Source organism: Rahnella bonaserana, assembly GCF_019049675.1.
GTDB lineage: Bacteria > Pseudomonadota > Gammaproteobacteria > Enterobacterales > Enterobacteriaceae > Rahnella > Rahnella bonaserana.
Genome location: NZ_JAFMOW010000061.1, coordinates 185,470 through 202,469, shown reverse-complemented (window position 1 = coordinate 202,469; position 17,000 = coordinate 185,470). Strand labels below are relative to the sequence as shown.

Annotated in this window: 15 protein-coding genes; 12 read left to right on the top strand and 3 right to left on the bottom strand. The window is 41.1% G+C overall.

Going from position 1 to position 17,000, the window contains the following annotated elements; genetic code table 11:
* Positions 1-413 precede the first annotated feature (413 nt).
* The 12 genes from galU (at position 414) to gndA (ending at position 14,751) form a co-directional block, all read left to right on the top strand.
* Complete coding sequence (gene galU, locus J1778_RS11500; RefSeq protein WP_129638659.1) at positions 414-1,301, top strand: UTP--glucose-1-phosphate uridylyltransferase GalU; 888 nt, start codon at positions 414-416, stop codon at positions 1,299-1,301.
* A 446-nt stretch (positions 1,302-1,747) separates the two neighbouring features.
* The gene (gene rfbB, locus J1778_RS11495) at positions 1,748-2,815 is read left to right on the top strand and encodes a dTDP-glucose 4,6-dehydratase (protein WP_217173273.1); all 1,068 of its coding nucleotides are present in this window, start codon (positions 1,748-1,750) and stop codon (positions 2,813-2,815) included.
* Between the two features lie 19 nt (positions 2,816-2,834).
* Positions 2,835-3,704, top strand: coding sequence for a glucose-1-phosphate thymidylyltransferase RfbA (gene rfbA, locus J1778_RS11490; RefSeq protein WP_217173249.1), 870 nt, complete (start codon positions 2,835-2,837; stop codon positions 3,702-3,704).
* Between the two features lie 415 nt (positions 3,705-4,119).
* A complete protein-coding gene (locus J1778_RS11485) occupies positions 4,120-5,046 on the top strand; it encodes an NAD-dependent epimerase/dehydratase family protein (RefSeq protein ID WP_217173248.1) in 927 nt (308 codons plus the stop codon).
* Positions 5,047-5,152: 106 nt separating this feature from the next.
* A complete protein-coding gene (locus tag J1778_RS11480; RefSeq protein ID WP_013575072.1) occupies positions 5,153-5,920 on the top strand; it encodes an ABC transporter permease in 768 nt (255 codons plus the stop codon).
* Positions 5,920-6,660: an ABC transporter ATP-binding protein gene (locus tag J1778_RS11475; protein WP_129638662.1), complete on the top strand. Its 741-nt coding sequence runs from the start codon at positions 5,920-5,922 to the stop codon at positions 6,658-6,660. Before J1778_RS11480 ends, J1778_RS11475 begins: the two co-directional genes overlap by 1 nt.
* Before the next feature lie 33 nt (positions 6,661-6,693).
* Entirely contained in the window at positions 6,694-8,586 is a 1,893-nt protein-coding gene (locus J1778_RS11470) for a DUF4422 domain-containing protein (RefSeq protein ID WP_217173247.1), read from the top strand.
* A gap of 13 nt (positions 8,587-8,599) precedes the next feature.
* Entirely contained in the window at positions 8,600-9,754 is a 1,155-nt protein-coding gene (glf, locus tag J1778_RS11465; RefSeq protein WP_217173246.1) for a UDP-galactopyranose mutase, read from the top strand.
* The gene (locus J1778_RS11460; RefSeq protein ID WP_217173245.1) at positions 9,751-10,644 is read left to right on the top strand and encodes a glycosyltransferase; all 894 of its coding nucleotides are present in this window, start codon (positions 9,751-9,753) and stop codon (positions 10,642-10,644) included. Before glf ends, J1778_RS11460 begins: the two co-directional genes overlap by 4 nt.
* Before the next feature lie 13 nt (positions 10,645-10,657).
* Complete coding sequence (locus J1778_RS11455; RefSeq protein ID WP_217173272.1) at positions 10,658-11,794, top strand: glycosyltransferase family 4 protein; 1,137 nt, start codon at positions 10,658-10,660, stop codon at positions 11,792-11,794.
* 23 nt (positions 11,795-11,817) lie between these two features.
* Positions 11,818-13,074, top strand: a complete 1,257-nt coding sequence (locus J1778_RS11450; RefSeq protein ID WP_217173244.1) for a polysaccharide pyruvyl transferase family protein — start codon at positions 11,818-11,820, stop codon at positions 13,072-13,074.
* A 267-nt stretch (positions 13,075-13,341) separates the two neighbouring features.
* Positions 13,342-14,751, top strand: coding sequence for an NADP-dependent phosphogluconate dehydrogenase (gene gndA / locus J1778_RS11445; RefSeq protein ID WP_217173243.1), 1,410 nt, complete (start codon positions 13,342-13,344; stop codon positions 14,749-14,751).
* A gap of 116 nt (positions 14,752-14,867) precedes the next feature.
* Here gndA and hisIE read toward each other — a convergent pair whose 3' ends face one another.
* From hisIE to hisA, 3 genes are read right to left on the bottom strand one after another with little or no spacing between them, the layout of a single operon-like run.
* Positions 14,868-15,482: a bifunctional phosphoribosyl-AMP cyclohydrolase/phosphoribosyl-ATP diphosphatase HisIE gene (gene hisIE, locus J1778_RS11440; RefSeq protein WP_217173271.1), complete on the bottom strand. Its 615-nt coding sequence runs from the start codon at positions 15,480-15,482 to the stop codon at positions 14,868-14,870.
* A 23-nt stretch (positions 15,483-15,505) separates the two neighbouring features.
* On the bottom strand, positions 15,506-16,279 hold the full coding sequence (hisF, locus tag J1778_RS11435) for an imidazole glycerol phosphate synthase subunit HisF (RefSeq protein ID WP_217173242.1): 774 nt from the start codon (positions 16,277-16,279) through the stop codon (positions 15,506-15,508).
* Entirely contained in the window at positions 16,261-16,998 is a 738-nt protein-coding gene (hisA, locus tag J1778_RS11430; protein WP_217173241.1) for a 1-(5-phosphoribosyl)-5-[(5-phosphoribosylamino)methylideneamino]imidazole-4-carboxamide isomerase, read from the bottom strand. The genes hisF and hisA overlap by 19 nt, the downstream gene beginning before the upstream one ends.
* Positions 16,999-17,000 lie beyond the last annotated feature (2 nt).

The following is a 17,000-nucleotide window of genomic DNA, read 5'->3' as shown; positions in this document are numbered from 1 at the left end:
ATGGGCGTCAGGGGATGAAATTTCAAATCTAAAACAGTGGTCTAGGCAAAAACGTACAGCAGGGCAGGGGAAATTCGGGGCATCCATCAACGGACAGACCTGGATGTTTTCGAAAGCAGCAATTTATGATTATAAAATCATCGAATAGGTTTAACATTCCTAAAATTAGGTCTTTACCTTACCGTTTCATGCAGCTTACTGGTATCGTAATCAAATACAGAGAATCGTGCTGGAGTCCTAAAGTCAGCAGTATGGTCTCCCTAAACTAAATGACAGGGACTATACTCAGGGAAGAAATAGCGTAGCGGGAAATAATTTGTATTTACAATTTCAGTCCGGTGAATTCCCTGACATGTTTGAATTCTAACTGACTGGATTTACACACCAATAGGTTTCAAGGAGTATCCTTTACAATGTTAAAAGCTGTTATCCCTGTTGCCGGTCTGGGCACACGTATGTTGCCAGCGACGAAGGCCATTCCAAAAGAAATGCTGCCTATCGTCGATAAGCCTTTGATCCAGTACATCGTTAACGAATGTGCTGCAGCGGGCATCAAAGAAATCATTCTGGTCACGCACTCTTCCAAAAATGCGATCGAAAACCACTTCGACACATCATTCGAACTGGAAAGCATGCTGGAATCTCGCGTTAAGCGTCAGTTGCTGGAAGAAGTGCAGTCCATTTGTCCGAAAGGCGTGACGATCATGAACGTGCGTCAGGGCCAGTCAAAAGGTCTGGGACATGCGGTTCTGTGTGCAAAACCTCTGATCGGCAATTCACCTTTCGCGGTTATTCTGCCTGACGTTCTGATGGACGATTCCACCAGCGATCTGCGTAAAGACAACCTTGCTGCGATGCTTCGCCGTTTCCAGGAAACGGGCAACAGCCAGGTCATGGTTGAAGAAGTGCCGGAGAAAGACGTTTCTAAATACGGTATCGTTAACTGTAACGGTGTGGAAGTTGAGCCGGGCGAAAGCGCGCCAATGACGGCTATCGTTGAGAAACCAGAGCTTAAAGATGCGCCATCAAACCTCGCGGTTGTCGGCCGTTATGTGCTTTCAGAAGCCATCTGGCCACTGCTGGCAGTGACCCCATACGGTGCCGGTAACGAAATCCAGCTGACCGACGCCATCGCGATGCTGATGAAAAAGCAAACCGTAGAAGCGTTCTCCATGACCGGCCGTTCACACGACTGTGGCGACAAACTCGGTTATATGAAAGCGTTCGTTGAGTATGGTATTCGCCATAACTCACAGGGTGAAGCGTTTAAGGCATGGCTGAAAGAGTTTACTGAAAAGTAGTCAGCGGGCTTTAAAAAGCACCGAATAAATCGGTGCTTTTTTTTTGCCAATGCTCAGACCAACAAGAATAGGTTAATGAGGCAAAGTGAGACAAATCCGCTGTGGTACTCATATTCAAGCTATTATATTAATCGATTACAAAGGTTGCCATGAGTTTACAAAAGAATAATAAGCACTCTGACAAGATCTCGAAATCATAAGTTGTCTTTAATCTTGATTAAAAAATGACTCATTGTTCGAGGTTAGACAGGTGAAATGATGAAGTTAGAGGTTTATGGCATGGAGCATATGATAATATATGGAGTTGAATGTGGTGCCTTGTGCCAGTTTGCACAATTTAAATGCTGAGTTTAAAGAGAAATTTTAATCTGTGAGCACAAGGACCTTCAGATTTGTCATGCGCTAAATGCTGGTGCAAGCGTAAAATTAATCACGTGAGACCTTTTATAATGAACATACTGATAACGGGCGGTGCGGGTTTCATCGGTTCTGCGGTAGTGCGTCACATCATCTCTGAAACAAACGACAATGTGCTTGTGGTTGATAGTTTGACGTACGCAGGTAATTTAGAATCCCTGAAAGAAGTCGAAAATGATCCTCGCTACCGTTTTGTCCTGGCGAACATTTGTGACCGTGATTCTCTGGATGAGATATTTTCAGAGTTTAAACCGGATGCAGTGATGCACCTTGCGGCAGAAAGCCATGTAGACAGGTCAATTGATGGACCTTCGGCCTTTATTGATACTAATATCACCGGCACATACACTCTTTTAGAATCTGCACGACATTATTGGTCCGGTCTGGATGATGAGAAAAAGAATGTATTCCGTTTCCATCATATTTCAACTGATGAAGTCTACGGTGATCTGCATGGAACCACCGACCTATTCACCGAGACTACGCCATATGCTCCGAGTAGCCCGTACTCTGCTTCCAAAGCGGCAAGCGATCACCTCGTACGCGCATGGAACCGAACGTATGGATTGCCAACTTTAATAACAAATTGCTCAAATAACTACGGTCCTTACCACTTTCCTGAGAAGTTGATCCCCCTTGTTATTCTTAATGCTATAGCCGGTAAACCTCTTCCTGTTTATGGTGATGGTGCCCAGATCCGGGACTGGTTATTTGTAGAGGATCACGCCAGAGCCCTTTATGAGGTTGTTACGAAAGGTGTTATTGGCGAGACGTATAATATTGGCGGGCATAATGAGCGTAAAAATATTGATGTCGTGAAGACAATTTGCTCAATTTTGGATCAATTAGTGTCTGACAAACCAGCGGGACTTACACATTTTAATGAATTGATCACCTTCGTTAAAGATCGCCCTGGTCATGATATGCGTTATGCCATCGACGCGAGCAAAATTGAACGTGAACTTGGATGGACACCTGTTGAGACTTTTGAAAGCGGAATTTTGAAAACAGTAAAATGGTATCTTGAAAATGAAACCTGGTGGAAACGTGTTCAGGATGGGTCTTATGCAGGTGAGCGTTTAGGTTTGAAAGACTAAATAGAAGAGGTCTTATTAAATGAAAGGTATTGTTCTGGCAGGCGGTTCTGGTACAAGGCTGCATCCGATAACGCTTGGAGTTTCTAAACAGTTATTGCCTGTTTATGATAAGCCAATGATTTATTATCCACTATCAGTGCTTATGTTGGCGGGCATTGATGATATTTTGCTCATTTCCACCCCGGAAGATTTGCCTTCGTTCAAGCGATTGCTGGGCGATGGTTCTCAGTTCGGCATCAAAATACAATATGCAGAGCAGCCATCTCCGGACGGTTTGGCGCAAGCATTCATTATTGGTGAAGATTTCATTAATGGTGAACGGTGTGCGTTGGTTCTGGGTGACAACATCTATTTTGGTCAGGGCTTTGGTAAGAAGTTAGAAGATGTTGCTTCAAGAGAAACAGGTGCGACAGTTTTTGGCTATCAGGTATTGGACCCAGAGCGTTTTGGTGTAGTTCAATTTGATAATGAATTCAATGCATTATCCATAGAAGAAAAGCCAGCCAAGCCTAAATCACAATGGGCGGTAACTGGGCTTTATTTTTATGACAACGATATTGTTGAAATGGCCAAACAGGTCAAGCCATCAGAACGTGGTGAGTTAGAAATTACCACATTGAATGAGATGTACCTGAAAAAGGGTAAGCTCAAGGTTGAATTACTTGGCCGCGGTTTTGCCTGGCTGGACACCGGAACTCACGATAGCCTGATCGAAGCTTCTCAATTTATTCATACAATTGAAAAACGGCAAGGACTTAAAGTTGCATGTCTTGAAGAAATTGCATACCGGAAAGGTTGGATTACTCGAGAGCAACTTGAGGCACAAGCAAAATCCATGAGTAAAACACCTTATGGACAGTATCTTACTAATCTCCTAATTGAAGACTGAGTAACACAAACTTAATTATTAAGGAGTTATTCTAAACTAAGAGTAACTCCTGGCTACCCGTTCGAAGTAAGACGATCATGGTCACAATGAAATTTAAGTTGACATAGTGTTTTGGTTAGAATCCTGTGTTTGTGTAGCCTCGCATAAACTTCAATATTTACATAAGAGAAAGTAACCAAATAACTTTTATGTAAATACTGAAAAATGATGACGTTCAGTGCATTGGTAGCTGTAGAGCCAAGGGCGGTAGCGTGTGTAGAAGATATAAGGTGAAAATTATTCCTTGAGACTGGCAAATTGACTAAATCACTATCAAATATCGTGATTTAGTTCGCGAATGAAACTTACTTTATTAATGGTTTGTCAAAATTCCGAATTTTACTGGTTGAGTAATTTAATTTCAAATGAGCAATATATGAAAACAATTTTAATTGTAGGTGGCTCAGGATTTATAGGCACCAATTTGAGCGAATATTTCTGCGAGAGAGGGATTAAGGTTATTAATTTTAGCCGTTCACCATCCCATGTTCACCATGAGAATCTTATTGACATTTGTGGTGACTGCAAAAATACAACTATATTAAATGAAATATTTGAAAATTATAAGATAGATATTGTATTACATTCATTAACAAGCTTTACCGCAATGGATGAGGTTGGTTCCTCTCAGGAAGTATTAGCAACGAACCTATCTGCGTTCATTGATCTCATTGGTATTATGAAAAACCATGGCGTAAAAAAACTTGTTTATATATCTTCTGGCGGTTCTATCTACGGCATGGCAGATGCTCCGATAAAAGAGACGCACATTATATCTCCAGTGAGTTTTTATGGATGGATGAAAGAATCTTGTGAACATTATTTAGAATTTGCTTCAAGATTAGATTCCGAGTTTAATTTCCTCATTTTACGTCCAGCGAATGTTTATGGAAAATATCAAAAAATTGAGCGAATCATTGGTGTTGCCTTAAGAAATGCAATTATTGGTAAATCAATGGATATTTATGGAGATGTAACTACTTGTAAGGATTATATTCACATAGATGACTTTTGTGAAATTGTCGAAAAATTGATGCAATCTCAAAAGTGGAATGAAATTTATAACGTCGGTTCAGGGGTTGGAACAAGTATTGAAGATATTCTCAAGTATGCTCAAATAATTGCAAATAATAAAATTGAGATAAATTACCACGAGAGAAAATCGGGTGACGTGCCATATAATATTCTAGATATTGGTAAGCTGAAAGAGACTATCAATAAATCTAATTTCGTTTCTGTTGAATCTGGCATGCACGATATGTATAAATATGTCTTATCAATAACAAATAGAGAAAGTTATTAATTTCTTGCGATTAAGATAACAAATATATACGGATTTCACTGTCAACAAAACTGAGTCATTGCTAGTGAAATACTTATCCACAAGAATTCATTAATAAGAGAAGTGTATGAAGTACAGTTTAGGTTATTTATTTGATTTGGCTACTGTAATCACTGAAAAAGAGCTTAAGGTTAGATACAAAAGTAGTTTTTTTGGTTATCTATGGTCGATTGCTAACCCTCTGCTGTTCGCCATGATTTACTATTTTATTTTCAAATTAATAATGAGAGTACAAATACCAAATTATACGGTGTTTATCATTACAGGGCTTTTCCCTTGGCAATGGTTTGCAAGTTCTACTTCGAATTCTTTATTTTCGTTTTTAGCTAATGCGCAAATTATAAAAAAGACTGTTTTCCCCCGCTCTGTAATACCAATGAGCAACGTATTGATGGAGTGTTTGCATTTTATTTGCACTATTCCAGTAATTATAATTTTTCTTTATGTCTACGACATGCGACCATCTTGGGATTGGATTTGGGGAATTCCATTAATCGGCTTTGCACAAATCATTCTAATGTTAGGGGTAGCGCTTACTTTATCTACACTTAATTTATTCTTCCGCGATCTCGAACGTTTTATAACTCTCGGTATTATGTTGCTATTTTATTGTACACCAATTTTGTATTCCTCCGACATGATACCTCAGGATTATCGTTGGCTCATTGATTATAACCCTCTGGCTAATATGATCATAAGTTGGCGTGATTTATTTATGAACAATACAGTCAATTATACTGACATAGCTACTTTGTACGGATATGGGATAGTGATGCTCATCATCGGTAGTAGTATTTTCAATAAATTAAAATATCGCTTTGCAGAGATTCTATAATGAGTGTTGTTATTGAGTTTAAAAATGTAACAAAAAGATATCCCCTTTATCACCATATTGGCTCAGGAATAAAAGAATTAATCTTCAATCCTCGCAGAGCGTTAAGTCTGCTGAGTGGCAGAAGTTATCTGGCAATTGAAGATATTAATTTTATTATTGAAAAGGGTGAATCTGTTGCCTTGATTGGCCGCAATGGTGCGGGTAAAAGCACTTCACTAGGGCTTGTCGCTGGAGTAATGAAACCTTCTTCCGGAACAGTTAGTGTTACGGGGAGAGTGGCATCAATGCTTGAATTAGGTGGCGGGTTTCATCCTGAATTGACTGGCCGTGAAAATATTCGTTTGAATGCCACACTGCTAGGATTGCGTAGAAAAGAACTCAAACAACGAATGGATAAAATAATCGAATTCTCTGAGTTAGGGGATTTCATCGATGAACCGATTCGTGTCTATTCGAGTGGTATGTTAGCAAAATTGGGTTTTTCGGTCATCACGCAAGTTGATCCCGACATACTTATAATTGACGAGGTTCTTGCAGTTGGTGATATATCATTTCAAAGAAAATGTCTTGCGACTATTAACGATTTTAAAGCAAAAGGTGTAACCATTCTTTTTGTTAGCCATAACTTGGCTGATGTTTCTAACGTATGTGATCGTGTTATATGGATTGAAGATCACAAGCTTAGACAAATGGGTAAATCTGCTGATGTCATTGCTGCTTATAAAGAAGCAATGGCGTGAATTGAAAATTATATTATAGTGATGGAATGAAGGATGAAAACTGTATCTATTTATACTTGTCATCATAAACCGAGTGCATTTCTCGATTCTTCGGTGATTAAGCCAATACATGTTGGGAAAGCAAATTCACTTAATGTCATTTGCTGCGACGGTGATGATACTGGCGATAACATATCTTATAAAAATCCATTCTACTGCGAGCTTACAGCACATTATTGGGTATGGAAAAATGCAATACCTACAGATTATGTAGGTTTTATGCATTATCGGAGACATTTTAATTTTTCCGACGATCAACATAAACCAGAAGATAATTGGGGTATGGTTAATTGCGATGAAATTAATCAGGAATACCAAGAAGAATTTGGCTTGAATGAGAAGCAGATATTAAAATTATTAGAAAATGTGGATCTGATCGTCCCTTGTAAATGGTCAGTTAAGTCAGCTGGCAGTAAAAATAATTATCACCATTACAAAGTGTCAGATCACTTACATATTAAAGATTATCAGTCAGCAATTGATGTTCTTTTAAGGAAGCATCCTGAGTATTATTCAGCTGTTAAAACCTTTAATGCAGCTGTAGATGGCTATTACACAAACATGTATGTAATGAATAAGCCATTATTCGACGAATATTCAACTTGGCTTTTTGGCATACTTGAAGAACTTGAAGAAGAAATTGCATTCGAAAATTATTCTGCTCAAGAGAAAAGAGTTATCGGACATATATCTGAACGTTTGTTCAATATATTCATCATTTTCAAATTGGCTAGCCAAAATTTACGCATCAAAGAAGTACAACGAACATTCATAAAAAATGAAACTTTCAATGGTAAGCTGGGGCCTCATTTCACTGAGAGAAATGTTCCAATTGTGATTTGTTCAGACGATAACTATGCAATGAGTCTTGGTGCACTTGTTAATTCTATCGTCAAGAACGCAAGCACAAATCACAATTACGATATAGTCGTGCTAGATAATGGGCTAAGTCAGCGCAACAAGGAACGTGTTAAAAATTTGGTAGCGAATACTACCAATATGAACGTGCGTTATTTTGATATAAATGCATTCAAAGAAATAAAAGACGCTTACATCAGGCCTCCTTTTACCGCTGCAACATATTCCAGACTGTTTATTCCAAAGTTATTTAGAGATTTCTCAAAAGTTCTTTTCATCGATACAGATACGGTTGTTGAGAGTGATCTTGCGGAACTCATTGAGACGCCACTGGGCAATAATCTGGTTGCTGCAGTACAAGACATCGTCATGGAAGGTTTTGTTAAATTTGGTAATGTAGCTCAGTCTGATGCAGGTGTTCAAACTGCTGAGGAATACCTCAAAACCAGGCTAGAGATGGCGAACACGGATAATTATTTCCAGGGAGGTATAATTGTCTTTAATATTGCACAGATGAATGAAGAAAACATTTTCGAAAAATTAATGACTGCGTTGAAAGGACAAAGTTATTGGTTCCTTGACCAGGATATAATGAATAAAGTTTTCTACAACCGTGTTCATTTCTTGCCGCTTGATTGGAATGTGTATCATGGAAATGGGCATACAGATGTTTTCTATCCAAATCTGAAATTTTCCACATACATGAGATTTCTTAACGCCAGACAAAATCCTAAAATGATTCACTTTGCGGGTGAAAATAAACCGTGGAATACTGATAAAGTCGATTTCTATGACAATTTTATAAAAAATATTCAAGGTACCCCTTGGGAAAGAGAAGTTTATGGTCGTTTGATGGGGGCTCATACATCCGTCCCGTCTACTGAAGTCTCCCTACAACCTATTTTATTCCGTACGAAAATTAAAAATAGATTAATGCCACATGTAAATCGTTTTGCACCAAGAGGTTCAAAGCGTAGAACTGTGATTGCTAAGTGTTATTATAAATTCCGACGTGTCGTCTTAGGTTAATAAGGTATAAATCATGAGTAAAAAAAATATTCTCATCGTAGGCGCAGGTTTCTCTGGTGTTGTTATCGGACGACAGCTTGCTGAGCAAGGTCATTTAGTTAGAATTATTGATAAAAGACCTCATATTGCAGGAAATTGCTATGATGCGCGCGATGAAAAGACTCAGGTCATGGTGCATACCTACGGACCTCATATCTTCCATACCGATAACCAGGAAGTATGGAATTTTATCCAAAAATATTCTCAGATGATGCCGTATGTAAATCGAGTAAAAGCGACTTATAACGGAAAGGTTTTTTCGTTGCCTATAAATCTGCATACCATAAATCAATTTTTCGAAAAGACTTGTTCTCCCGACGAAGCTCGTGAATTGATTCGAGATAAAGGTGACAGCTCAATAACTGATCCCAAGACTTTTGAGGAACAGGCATTAAAATTCGTTGGCAAAGAATTGTATGAAGCCTTTTTCAAAGGGTACACGATTAAACAATGGGGAATGTCACCGGCAGAATTGCCGGCTTCAATACTGAAGAGATTACCAATCCGTTTTAATTATGATGATAATTATTTCAACCATAAGTTTCAAGGTATGCCAAAAGATGGATACACTGAAATGGTCAAAAAAATATCTGAACATCCCAATATTAAAGTAGAATTAGCAACTGAGTTTGATTTAAGTGAAAGAAATGCTTATGACCATGTTTTTTACAGTGGTCCTCTTGACGCCTTTTATCAGTACCAGTTTGGCCGTTTAGGTTATCGTACATTAGATTTTGAGAAATTTACTTTTACGGGTGATTACCAGGGATGTGCAGTAATGAACTACTGTGAACAAAATGTACCTTACACCCGCATAACAGAGCACAAATATTTCTCACCATGGGAATCACATGAAGGATCTGTTTGTTATAAAGAATATAGTCGTAGTTGCGAACCGGAAGATATTCCTTATTATCCAATCCGTCAGGTTGGAGAAATGGCATTACTTGATAAATACTTAACTCTCGCGAAAGCTGAAAAGAACATCACGTTTGTTGGTCGGTTAGGGACTTATCGATATCTCGATATGGATGTTACGATTGCTGAAGCGCTTAAAACGGCGGAAATATATCTCCAAAGTGTCGATGGAGCTGAGACGATGCCTGTTTTCACGGTCGATGTTAGATGAATACAACAGCATTAATTGTCACCTTTAATCGGCTCGATAAGTTAAAAAAATGTTGGTTATCGACTTCGATGTTGCCTTTCGACAATATTGTTGTTGTAAATAATTGTTCCACAGATGACACTGCCACGTGGCTTGAGAGTATTGAAGATTCACGTTTGACCGTTCTGTCCTTGACTGAAAACACCGGCGGCGCCGGTGGTTTTAGAAAAGGGGCTGAATATATTACTTCACAAATCAATACTGACTGGATATTCATCTATGATGATGATGCATATCCAGCCCCTGATTTGCTAAAGAGCTTCCGTGAGATAACTCTTGATGGAATTTCTGCTTTAAGTTGCCGTGTGATAGACACTCATGGCATTGACTGCAAAATGAATAAACCATTTCTTAAATTGCCACAAACCTTGCGGGATAATGTTAAGTATTTCACAGACTCACAGGAATTTATCCCAGGTAATGAGAAAATTGAATCCTGTGTGACTCTTTCATTTGTTGGAACGATCATTCGCCAAGATGTCATGCGCACATCAGCACATTATATACATGATGATTTGTTCTTATATTATGATGATGTTTATTTCTCCCATCATCTTATTTTGAATGGTCATAAATTTATCTATGTTCCTCAGTTACAATTTATCCATGATATTAGTATTACTGGAAATTCCATAACGCCTGTTTGGAAAGTTTATTATCTTGTTCGAAATCTGATACTAGCTAAAAAATACTTCCAATCCAATTGTCCATATTCATGTATTGGAACTATTTTACGCATTGTAAAAGCATTTTCTAATGTTTTAAATCAGGATAATAAGTTTAGTTATATTAAATATATCATAAGAGGCGTTATTGATGGAGTTTTCTCCAAGTCAGGCAAACGCCATTGATGGTAAATAAGTGATGAGAAAAATATGTTATTTCATAAATACTGATTGGTATTTCGATTTACATTGGATTGAAAGAGCAGAGCGTGCGCAGCAAGCGGGTTACCAAATTCATATTATAAGTAACTTTGTTGATCAATTGTTAGTAACGAAGTTTAATAATCTGGGTTTCGTTTGTCATAATTCATCAATTTCTGCCCAGTCTGTAAATCCATTCAAGTTTGCTAGTGAGTTAATAAGTATCACTAGGTTGATCAAATCAATTGATGCTGATGTTTTACATTGTATTACGATTAAGCCAGGGCTGATTGGCGGATTATATGCAAAGATATTTTCAAAGAGTATCATTATTAGCTTTGTAGGTTTAGGTCGTGTGTTTACAAAGAAGACCTTTAAGTTTTCTCTGATTAAGCGATTTGTAAAACCACTTTATAATTTCATATTTTCTAATAAAAATTGTTTAGTGACATTCGAACATCAAAGTGACAGGTCATGCATTTTAAATTTCTCCAAAATTAATAAGGATAGAACAGTAGTTATAGATGGTGCAGGAATAAATATTAATGAATTCCCTTATTCTAAAGAACCTTCAAGAGAAACTCCATTTGTCTTATTCGCGAGTCGGTTGTTGTGGAGTAAGGGACTTGCTGACTTGATCATCGTAAAGAAACGCCTGGCATCGGAAGGTGTTATGTTTACTTTAAACGTTGCAGGTATACCAACACCAGATGATCCCGATTCAATCCCTCTCAGTTTTCTTGAAAAGGCTCACAAGAATGGGGAAATAAACTGGCTTGGTAAATGCGATGATATGAAAGGTTTAATCAAAGACTCTAATATCGTTGCACTTCCTTCCATGTATCCTGAAGGAATACCCAGAATTCTCCTCGAGGCGTGTTCTGTGGGGCGAGCTATAATTTCGTATGATGTTGGGGGTTGCAGTAGTCTTATTGAAAACAATAAGAATGGACTTATCATCGATAAAGGAAACGTCGATGCATTAGCTGAGAGTTTAAAAAAATTACTATTAAGCAAAGATGCTAGAGCTATAATGGGTCAAAATGGAAGAAAGCTAATAGAAGAAAAGTTTTGCTCAAAAATAATCACAAAAGAAACTATTAAACTTTATGATTATTTATCAAATAAAGAATGAGTAATGTCCATAAGGATCTCAATATGAGTTTTTTTGGTTTTTTTTCCAAAAATGAAAAAAAAGAAATTGTTGAACCTCTGCAAACAACCACTTCTATTCCTACACCTTCTCCCCAAAAAACCTTCTACCTTATTTCTGCTTCCGGGATGCCAAACTATGGTGATGATATGCTCACCAGAGGATGGATTAATCACATCAAAAGAGTATATCCGAATGCAATAATTTATCTTGATGCCGTGGATCCCTTAGTTGCTTCAAATCTTTATGATGATGTTAAGTGTGTTAATTTTCTCTGGCAACTCGCTCAGGCATTAGGCGAGAATGGTAGTATCGAAGATAAATTTTCTGATGAGTATCTACTCCCTCTTCGCGAACGATTGATGAGTAATATATTTGAAGATACTGACAGTATTCATTTGCTGGGAGGCGGTTATATAAATGAACTATGGGCAGCTAATCTTCGATTGATCGAACTTGTTTCGTACTTCGGTAAAAAACACAATGTGCTGACTTATGCAACAGGGCTTGGCTTGCAACCTTTGTCAGAGGAGAAAGCCTTACAAATTTCAAAATTCATCGAAAGCTATTTTTGTTTTGATGTCCGTGATTATGCTAGCTATCAAGTTTTAGAGAAATTTCTTCCAGGTAAAATATCCTTCATTGGTGATGACTATTTTTGTTTTCCATTTTCTGAAGTTGTCACTTTAGTCGAAAAAGAAACGCCAGTACTCCGGTTATGCCTTCATAATGAATTATCAGAGGGTGATGAAAATGAGGAAATCTTCATAAATCAAGTTGAACTAGCAATTAGCGCTTTCATTCAAAAATTCCCTGGCTCATTAATACGCTTTTATGAATTTAGGCCGGGTTCTGATGGATATTTTTATAAGAGGCTTAAGCAAAAATTCCCGGTGATTGAAATGGTTTTCTTTGAGACGATCTGGAAACATGGTTTACAGTTTTCGGCAAAGGATTTTTTTCTTTCCACCCGATTCCATTTTCAGTTGATAGTTTCTAGCGTTGGCTTGTCCGGTACATCATTTTATTGGTCAGAATATTATAAAAATAAATTCGATAGCTTGAAGTATGTGACTGACTGGTCCTTTTTGAAATTGGGTGAGGAACAACTGGATCTTGAATCTTTCTTCGAGATGCGTAGCCCCTCTTTTCTTATTGATTTTGGGCGTGTAAACCGTGAGAAAGAATTTTTGGCAAACAGACTTTACCAATTGACTGAGCTGCCGCATTTATCTCAGCATTCGATGGCCGCAGATTCCTGAGCCCGCAACGGTTGGGACGGACAGCTCTTTTTTACCTGCATTCCCGTCATGTTACCGGTAAAGTGAAGTTGGCCTCTGAGAAAGGCGAGACAGGTCATTGCAGGTACGTGCGATCAGAATATTGTTATGGCTGCAATAGGTTCACCCGTCGTCATTCTCATGTACAATGCTTGTGTTCATTTGTATAGCTCAGTGCAGTTAAACTCACTGTTAACAGGGGTTTAGACTAAAAACTGGGCGATCAACTATTTCAGACAGGAGTTGCTAATGTCCAAACAACAGATCGGCGTTGTCGGTATGGCGGTAATGGGCCGTAACCTCGCGCTTAACATCGAAAGCCGTGGTTATTCCGTTTCCATTTTTAACCGTTCCGGTGACAAGACTGATGAAGTCATCGCTGAAAATCCGGGTAAAAATCTGGTCCCGCACTACACCGTCGAAGAGTTTGTTGACTCACTGGAAAAACCTCGTCGTATCTTGCTGATGGTGAAAGCCGGTGAAGCAACTGACAAAACCATCGCATCCCTGACTCCGCATCTGGATAAAGGCGACATCCTGATCGATGGCGGCAACACTTATTATAAAGACACTATTCGTCGTAACCGCGAGCTGTCCGAGCAAGGTTTCAACTTCATCGGTACCGGTGTTTCCGGCGGTGAAGAGGGTGCACTGAAAGGCCCATCTATCATGCCTGGCGGTCAGAAAGAAGCGTACGCGCTGGTGGCTCCGATTCTTGAGAAAATCGCAGCGCGTGCTGAAGATGGCGATGCTTGCGTAGCTTACATCGGTGCAGATGGTGCAGGTCATTACGTCAAGATGGTTCATAACGGTATCGAATACGGCGACATGCAACTTATCGCAGAAGCGTATTCCCTGCTGAAACAGTCCCTTAACCTGAGCAACGAAGAGCTGGCAACCACCTTCGCTGACTGGAACAAAGGCGAGCTGAGCAGCTACCTGATCGATATCACCAAAGACATCTTCACCAAGAAAGACGAAGAGGGTAAATACCTGGTCGATGTGATTCTGGATGAAGCAGCGAACAAAGGCACCGGTAAATGGACCAGCCAGAGTTCACTGGATCTGGGCGAACCACTGACGCTGATTACCGAGTCCGTATTTGCCCGTTACCTGTCTTCCCTGAAAGATCAGCGCGTTGCAGCTTCCAAAGTTCTGTCTGGCCCGGCTGTAAAACCTTTCTCTGGCGACAAAGCTGAGTTCATCGAGAAAGTGCGTCGTGCTCTGTATCTGGGCAAACTTGTTTCTTACGCTCAGGGTTTCTCACAGCTCAAAGCTGCTTCAGACGAGAACAACTGGGATCTGAACTACGGCGAAATCGCGAAGATCTTCCGTGCTGGTTGTATCATCCGCGCTCAGTTCCTGCAGAAAATTACCGATGCGTATGCTGAAAATGCTTCCATCGCCAACCTGCTGCTGGCTCCGTACTTCAAAAACATTGCTGATGAATATCAGCAAGCGCTGCGTGATGTTGTGTCTTATGCCGTTCAGAACGGTATCCCGACACCAACGTTCTCTGCTGCGATCAACTACTATGACAGCTACCGCTCAGCGGTTCTGCCAGCTAACCTGATCCAGGCACAGCGTGACTACTTCGGTGCACATACTTACAAACGTACCGACAAAGAGGGTGTTTTCCATACCGAATGGTTGGATTAATAGCCTGACCGGCGCATGTTAAGCGCGCCGGTGATTAAGCGCTGATACAAAAAAGCCGCCAATGCATCTGCAAAGGCGGCTTTTTTACGTCTGAGTTTTAGCGTTAAAGCTGGCTGTTATTTCTTGTGACGCTGACGCAGATTGTCGATCACGGCACTCAGGTTCAAATCCTGGTCCTGCAGTAATACCAGCAGGTGATAGATAAGGTCCGAGGCTTCATTTTTCAGTTCAAAACGGTCGTTGACGGTGGCGGCCAGCGCGGTTTCCACACCTTCTTCACCGACTTTTTGCGCGATACGTTTGGTCCCGCTGGCGTACAGTTTGGCGGTATAAGAGCTTTCAGGATCGGCGGTTTTACGCGATGCCAGCAGTTCTTCGAGCTGATACAAAAACGCCCAGTCGGTTTCGGCAGGGTGGAAGCAGCTGTTATTGCCTTTATGGCAGGTCGGGCCAACCGGATTTACCAGAACCAGCAGTGTGTCATTGTCACAATCTGGTGTGATGCTGACTACGTTCAGAAAGTTTTCTGAGGTTTCGCCTTTAGTCCAAAGACGCTCTTTGGTGCGCGAATAAAAAGTCACTTTACCGGAAGACTGGGTAACGCTCAGCGCTTCCTGATTCATATAACCGAGCATCAGTACTTCACCCGACACCGCATGCTGGATGATGGCCGGCATCAGGTTATCCACCTTTGCCCAGTCGAGCTGGCTGATCTGTTCACCGGTCAGCAGACCGGTTTTTATGTCCTGATTACTCACAAGCGGATCTCCACGCCATTTTCAGCTAAGTAGCTTTTCAGCTCGCCGATATTAATAATTTGTTTGTGGAACACGGAGGCGGCCAGTGCGCCGTCAACCCGTGCTTCGCGGAAGGCATCAAGGAAGTGCGGCATTGTGCCGGCACCCCCGGAGGCAATCAGCGGAACATGACACACTTCACGGATCATCTTCAGTTGTGCAAGATCGTAACCATTACGCACGCCATCCTGATTCATCATGTTCAGTACAATTTCACCTGCGCCGCGTTCCTGAACTTCCTTCACCCAGTCAATCGTCTGCCAGGTGGTAACTTGGGTACGCGCTTCGTCGCCGGTAAACTGATGCACCTGATATGTACCGGTTTCTGCATCGTGCCATGTATCAATACCGACAACGATACACTGTACACCATACCTGTCGGCGAGGCGGCTGATCAATGTCGGGTCAGCCAGCGCCGGGGAATTGATAGAAATCTTATCGGCACCAAACTGCAAAATCTGGCCTGCATCTTCCAGACTCTTAATGCCGCCCGCGACACAGAAGGGGATATCGATAACTTCCGCCACACGCGATACCCAGCTTTTATCCACCACGCGTCCGTCGCTTGAGGCCGTAATATCATAGAAAACCAGTTCATCCGCGCCTTCCTGTGCATAACGCTGCGCTAAGGGCACGATGTCGCCGATGATTTCGTGATTGCGGAACTGCACGCCTTTCACAACCTGACCGTCTTTAACGTCGAGGCAGGGGATTATCCGTTTTGCCAGCATGAAATTGCCTCCGTCGCAGTAAATTTACCGTCGAGCAATGCGCGCCCGACAATGACACCTTTTACGCCGCTGTCACGTAATGCCGCAATATCCTCAAGCGAACCGATGCCGCCGGAAGCCTGGAAAGCCACCTGCGGATAACGTGCGGTCACTTCACGATAAAGTTCAACGTTGGAACCCGCCAGCGTGCCGTCACGGGAAATATCGGTGCAAAGGACATGTTTCAGGCCAAACGGCAGATATTGCTCGACGACCTGTTCCAGCGTGGCATTGGAGTTTTCCTGCCAGCCGCTGATGGCCACATTTTTGGTACCTTCAGCGTCAATGCGCACGTCCAGCGCCAGAACCAGCGCATCTGCGCCAAAACGGCTAAACCAGCCCTGTACTGTCTGCGGATCTTTTACCGCTGTCGAACCGACCACCACCCGGGTGGCACCGGCGCTGAGCAAAGCCTCAACGTCTTGTTCGGTGCGGATACCGCCGCCGACCTGCACTGGCACGGAAACGCCGGCCAGTAATTTGGTCAGCAAAGGGATCTGGCGTGCGGCCGGATCTTTGGCGCCAGTCAGATCCACCAGATGAAGAACCTGCGCGCCCTGTTGCTGATAATCCTGCAACCGTGGCAGCGGATCATTACCGTAGTCACGCTGCTGACCGTAATCGCCCTGATGCAAACGCACCACGCTGCCTTCGATCAAATCTAAAGCCGGAATAATCATGC

What these genes read in the sequence shown, in the direction of transcription:
- hisA (WP_217173241.1), bottom strand. Translation starts at nt 16,998, where the DNA reads ATGATTATTCCGGCTTTAGATTTGATCGAAGGCAGCGTGGTGCGTTTG.
- hisF (WP_217173242.1), bottom strand. Translation starts at nt 16,279, where the DNA reads ATGCTGGCAAAACGGATAATCCCCTGCCTCGACGTTAAAGACGGTCAG.
- J1778_RS11485 (WP_217173248.1), top strand. Translation starts at nt 4,120, where the DNA reads ATGAAAACAATTTTAATTGTAGGTGGCTCAGGATTTATAGGCACCAAT.
- J1778_RS11480 (WP_013575072.1), top strand. Translation starts at nt 5,153, where the DNA reads ATGAAGTACAGTTTAGGTTATTTATTTGATTTGGCTACTGTAATCACT.
- gndA (WP_217173243.1), top strand. Translation starts at nt 13,342, where the DNA reads ATGTCCAAACAACAGATCGGCGTTGTCGGTATGGCGGTAATGGGCCGT.
- J1778_RS11450 (WP_217173244.1), top strand. Translation starts at nt 11,818, where the DNA reads ATGAGTTTTTTTGGTTTTTTTTCCAAAAATGAAAAAAAAGAAATTGTT.
- J1778_RS11475 (WP_129638662.1), top strand. Translation starts at nt 5,920, where the DNA reads ATGAGTGTTGTTATTGAGTTTAAAAATGTAACAAAAAGATATCCCCTT.
- J1778_RS11460 (WP_217173245.1), top strand. Translation starts at nt 9,751, where the DNA reads ATGAATACAACAGCATTAATTGTCACCTTTAATCGGCTCGATAAGTTA.
- galU (WP_129638659.1), top strand. Translation starts at nt 414, where the DNA reads ATGTTAAAAGCTGTTATCCCTGTTGCCGGTCTGGGCACACGTATGTTG.
- glf (WP_217173246.1), top strand. Translation starts at nt 8,600, where the DNA reads ATGAGTAAAAAAAATATTCTCATCGTAGGCGCAGGTTTCTCTGGTGTT.
- J1778_RS11470 (WP_217173247.1), top strand. Translation starts at nt 6,694, where the DNA reads ATGAAAACTGTATCTATTTATACTTGTCATCATAAACCGAGTGCATTT.
- J1778_RS11455 (WP_217173272.1), top strand. Translation starts at nt 10,658, where the DNA reads ATGAGAAAAATATGTTATTTCATAAATACTGATTGGTATTTCGATTTA.
- rfbA (WP_217173249.1), top strand. Translation starts at nt 2,835, where the DNA reads ATGAAAGGTATTGTTCTGGCAGGCGGTTCTGGTACAAGGCTGCATCCG.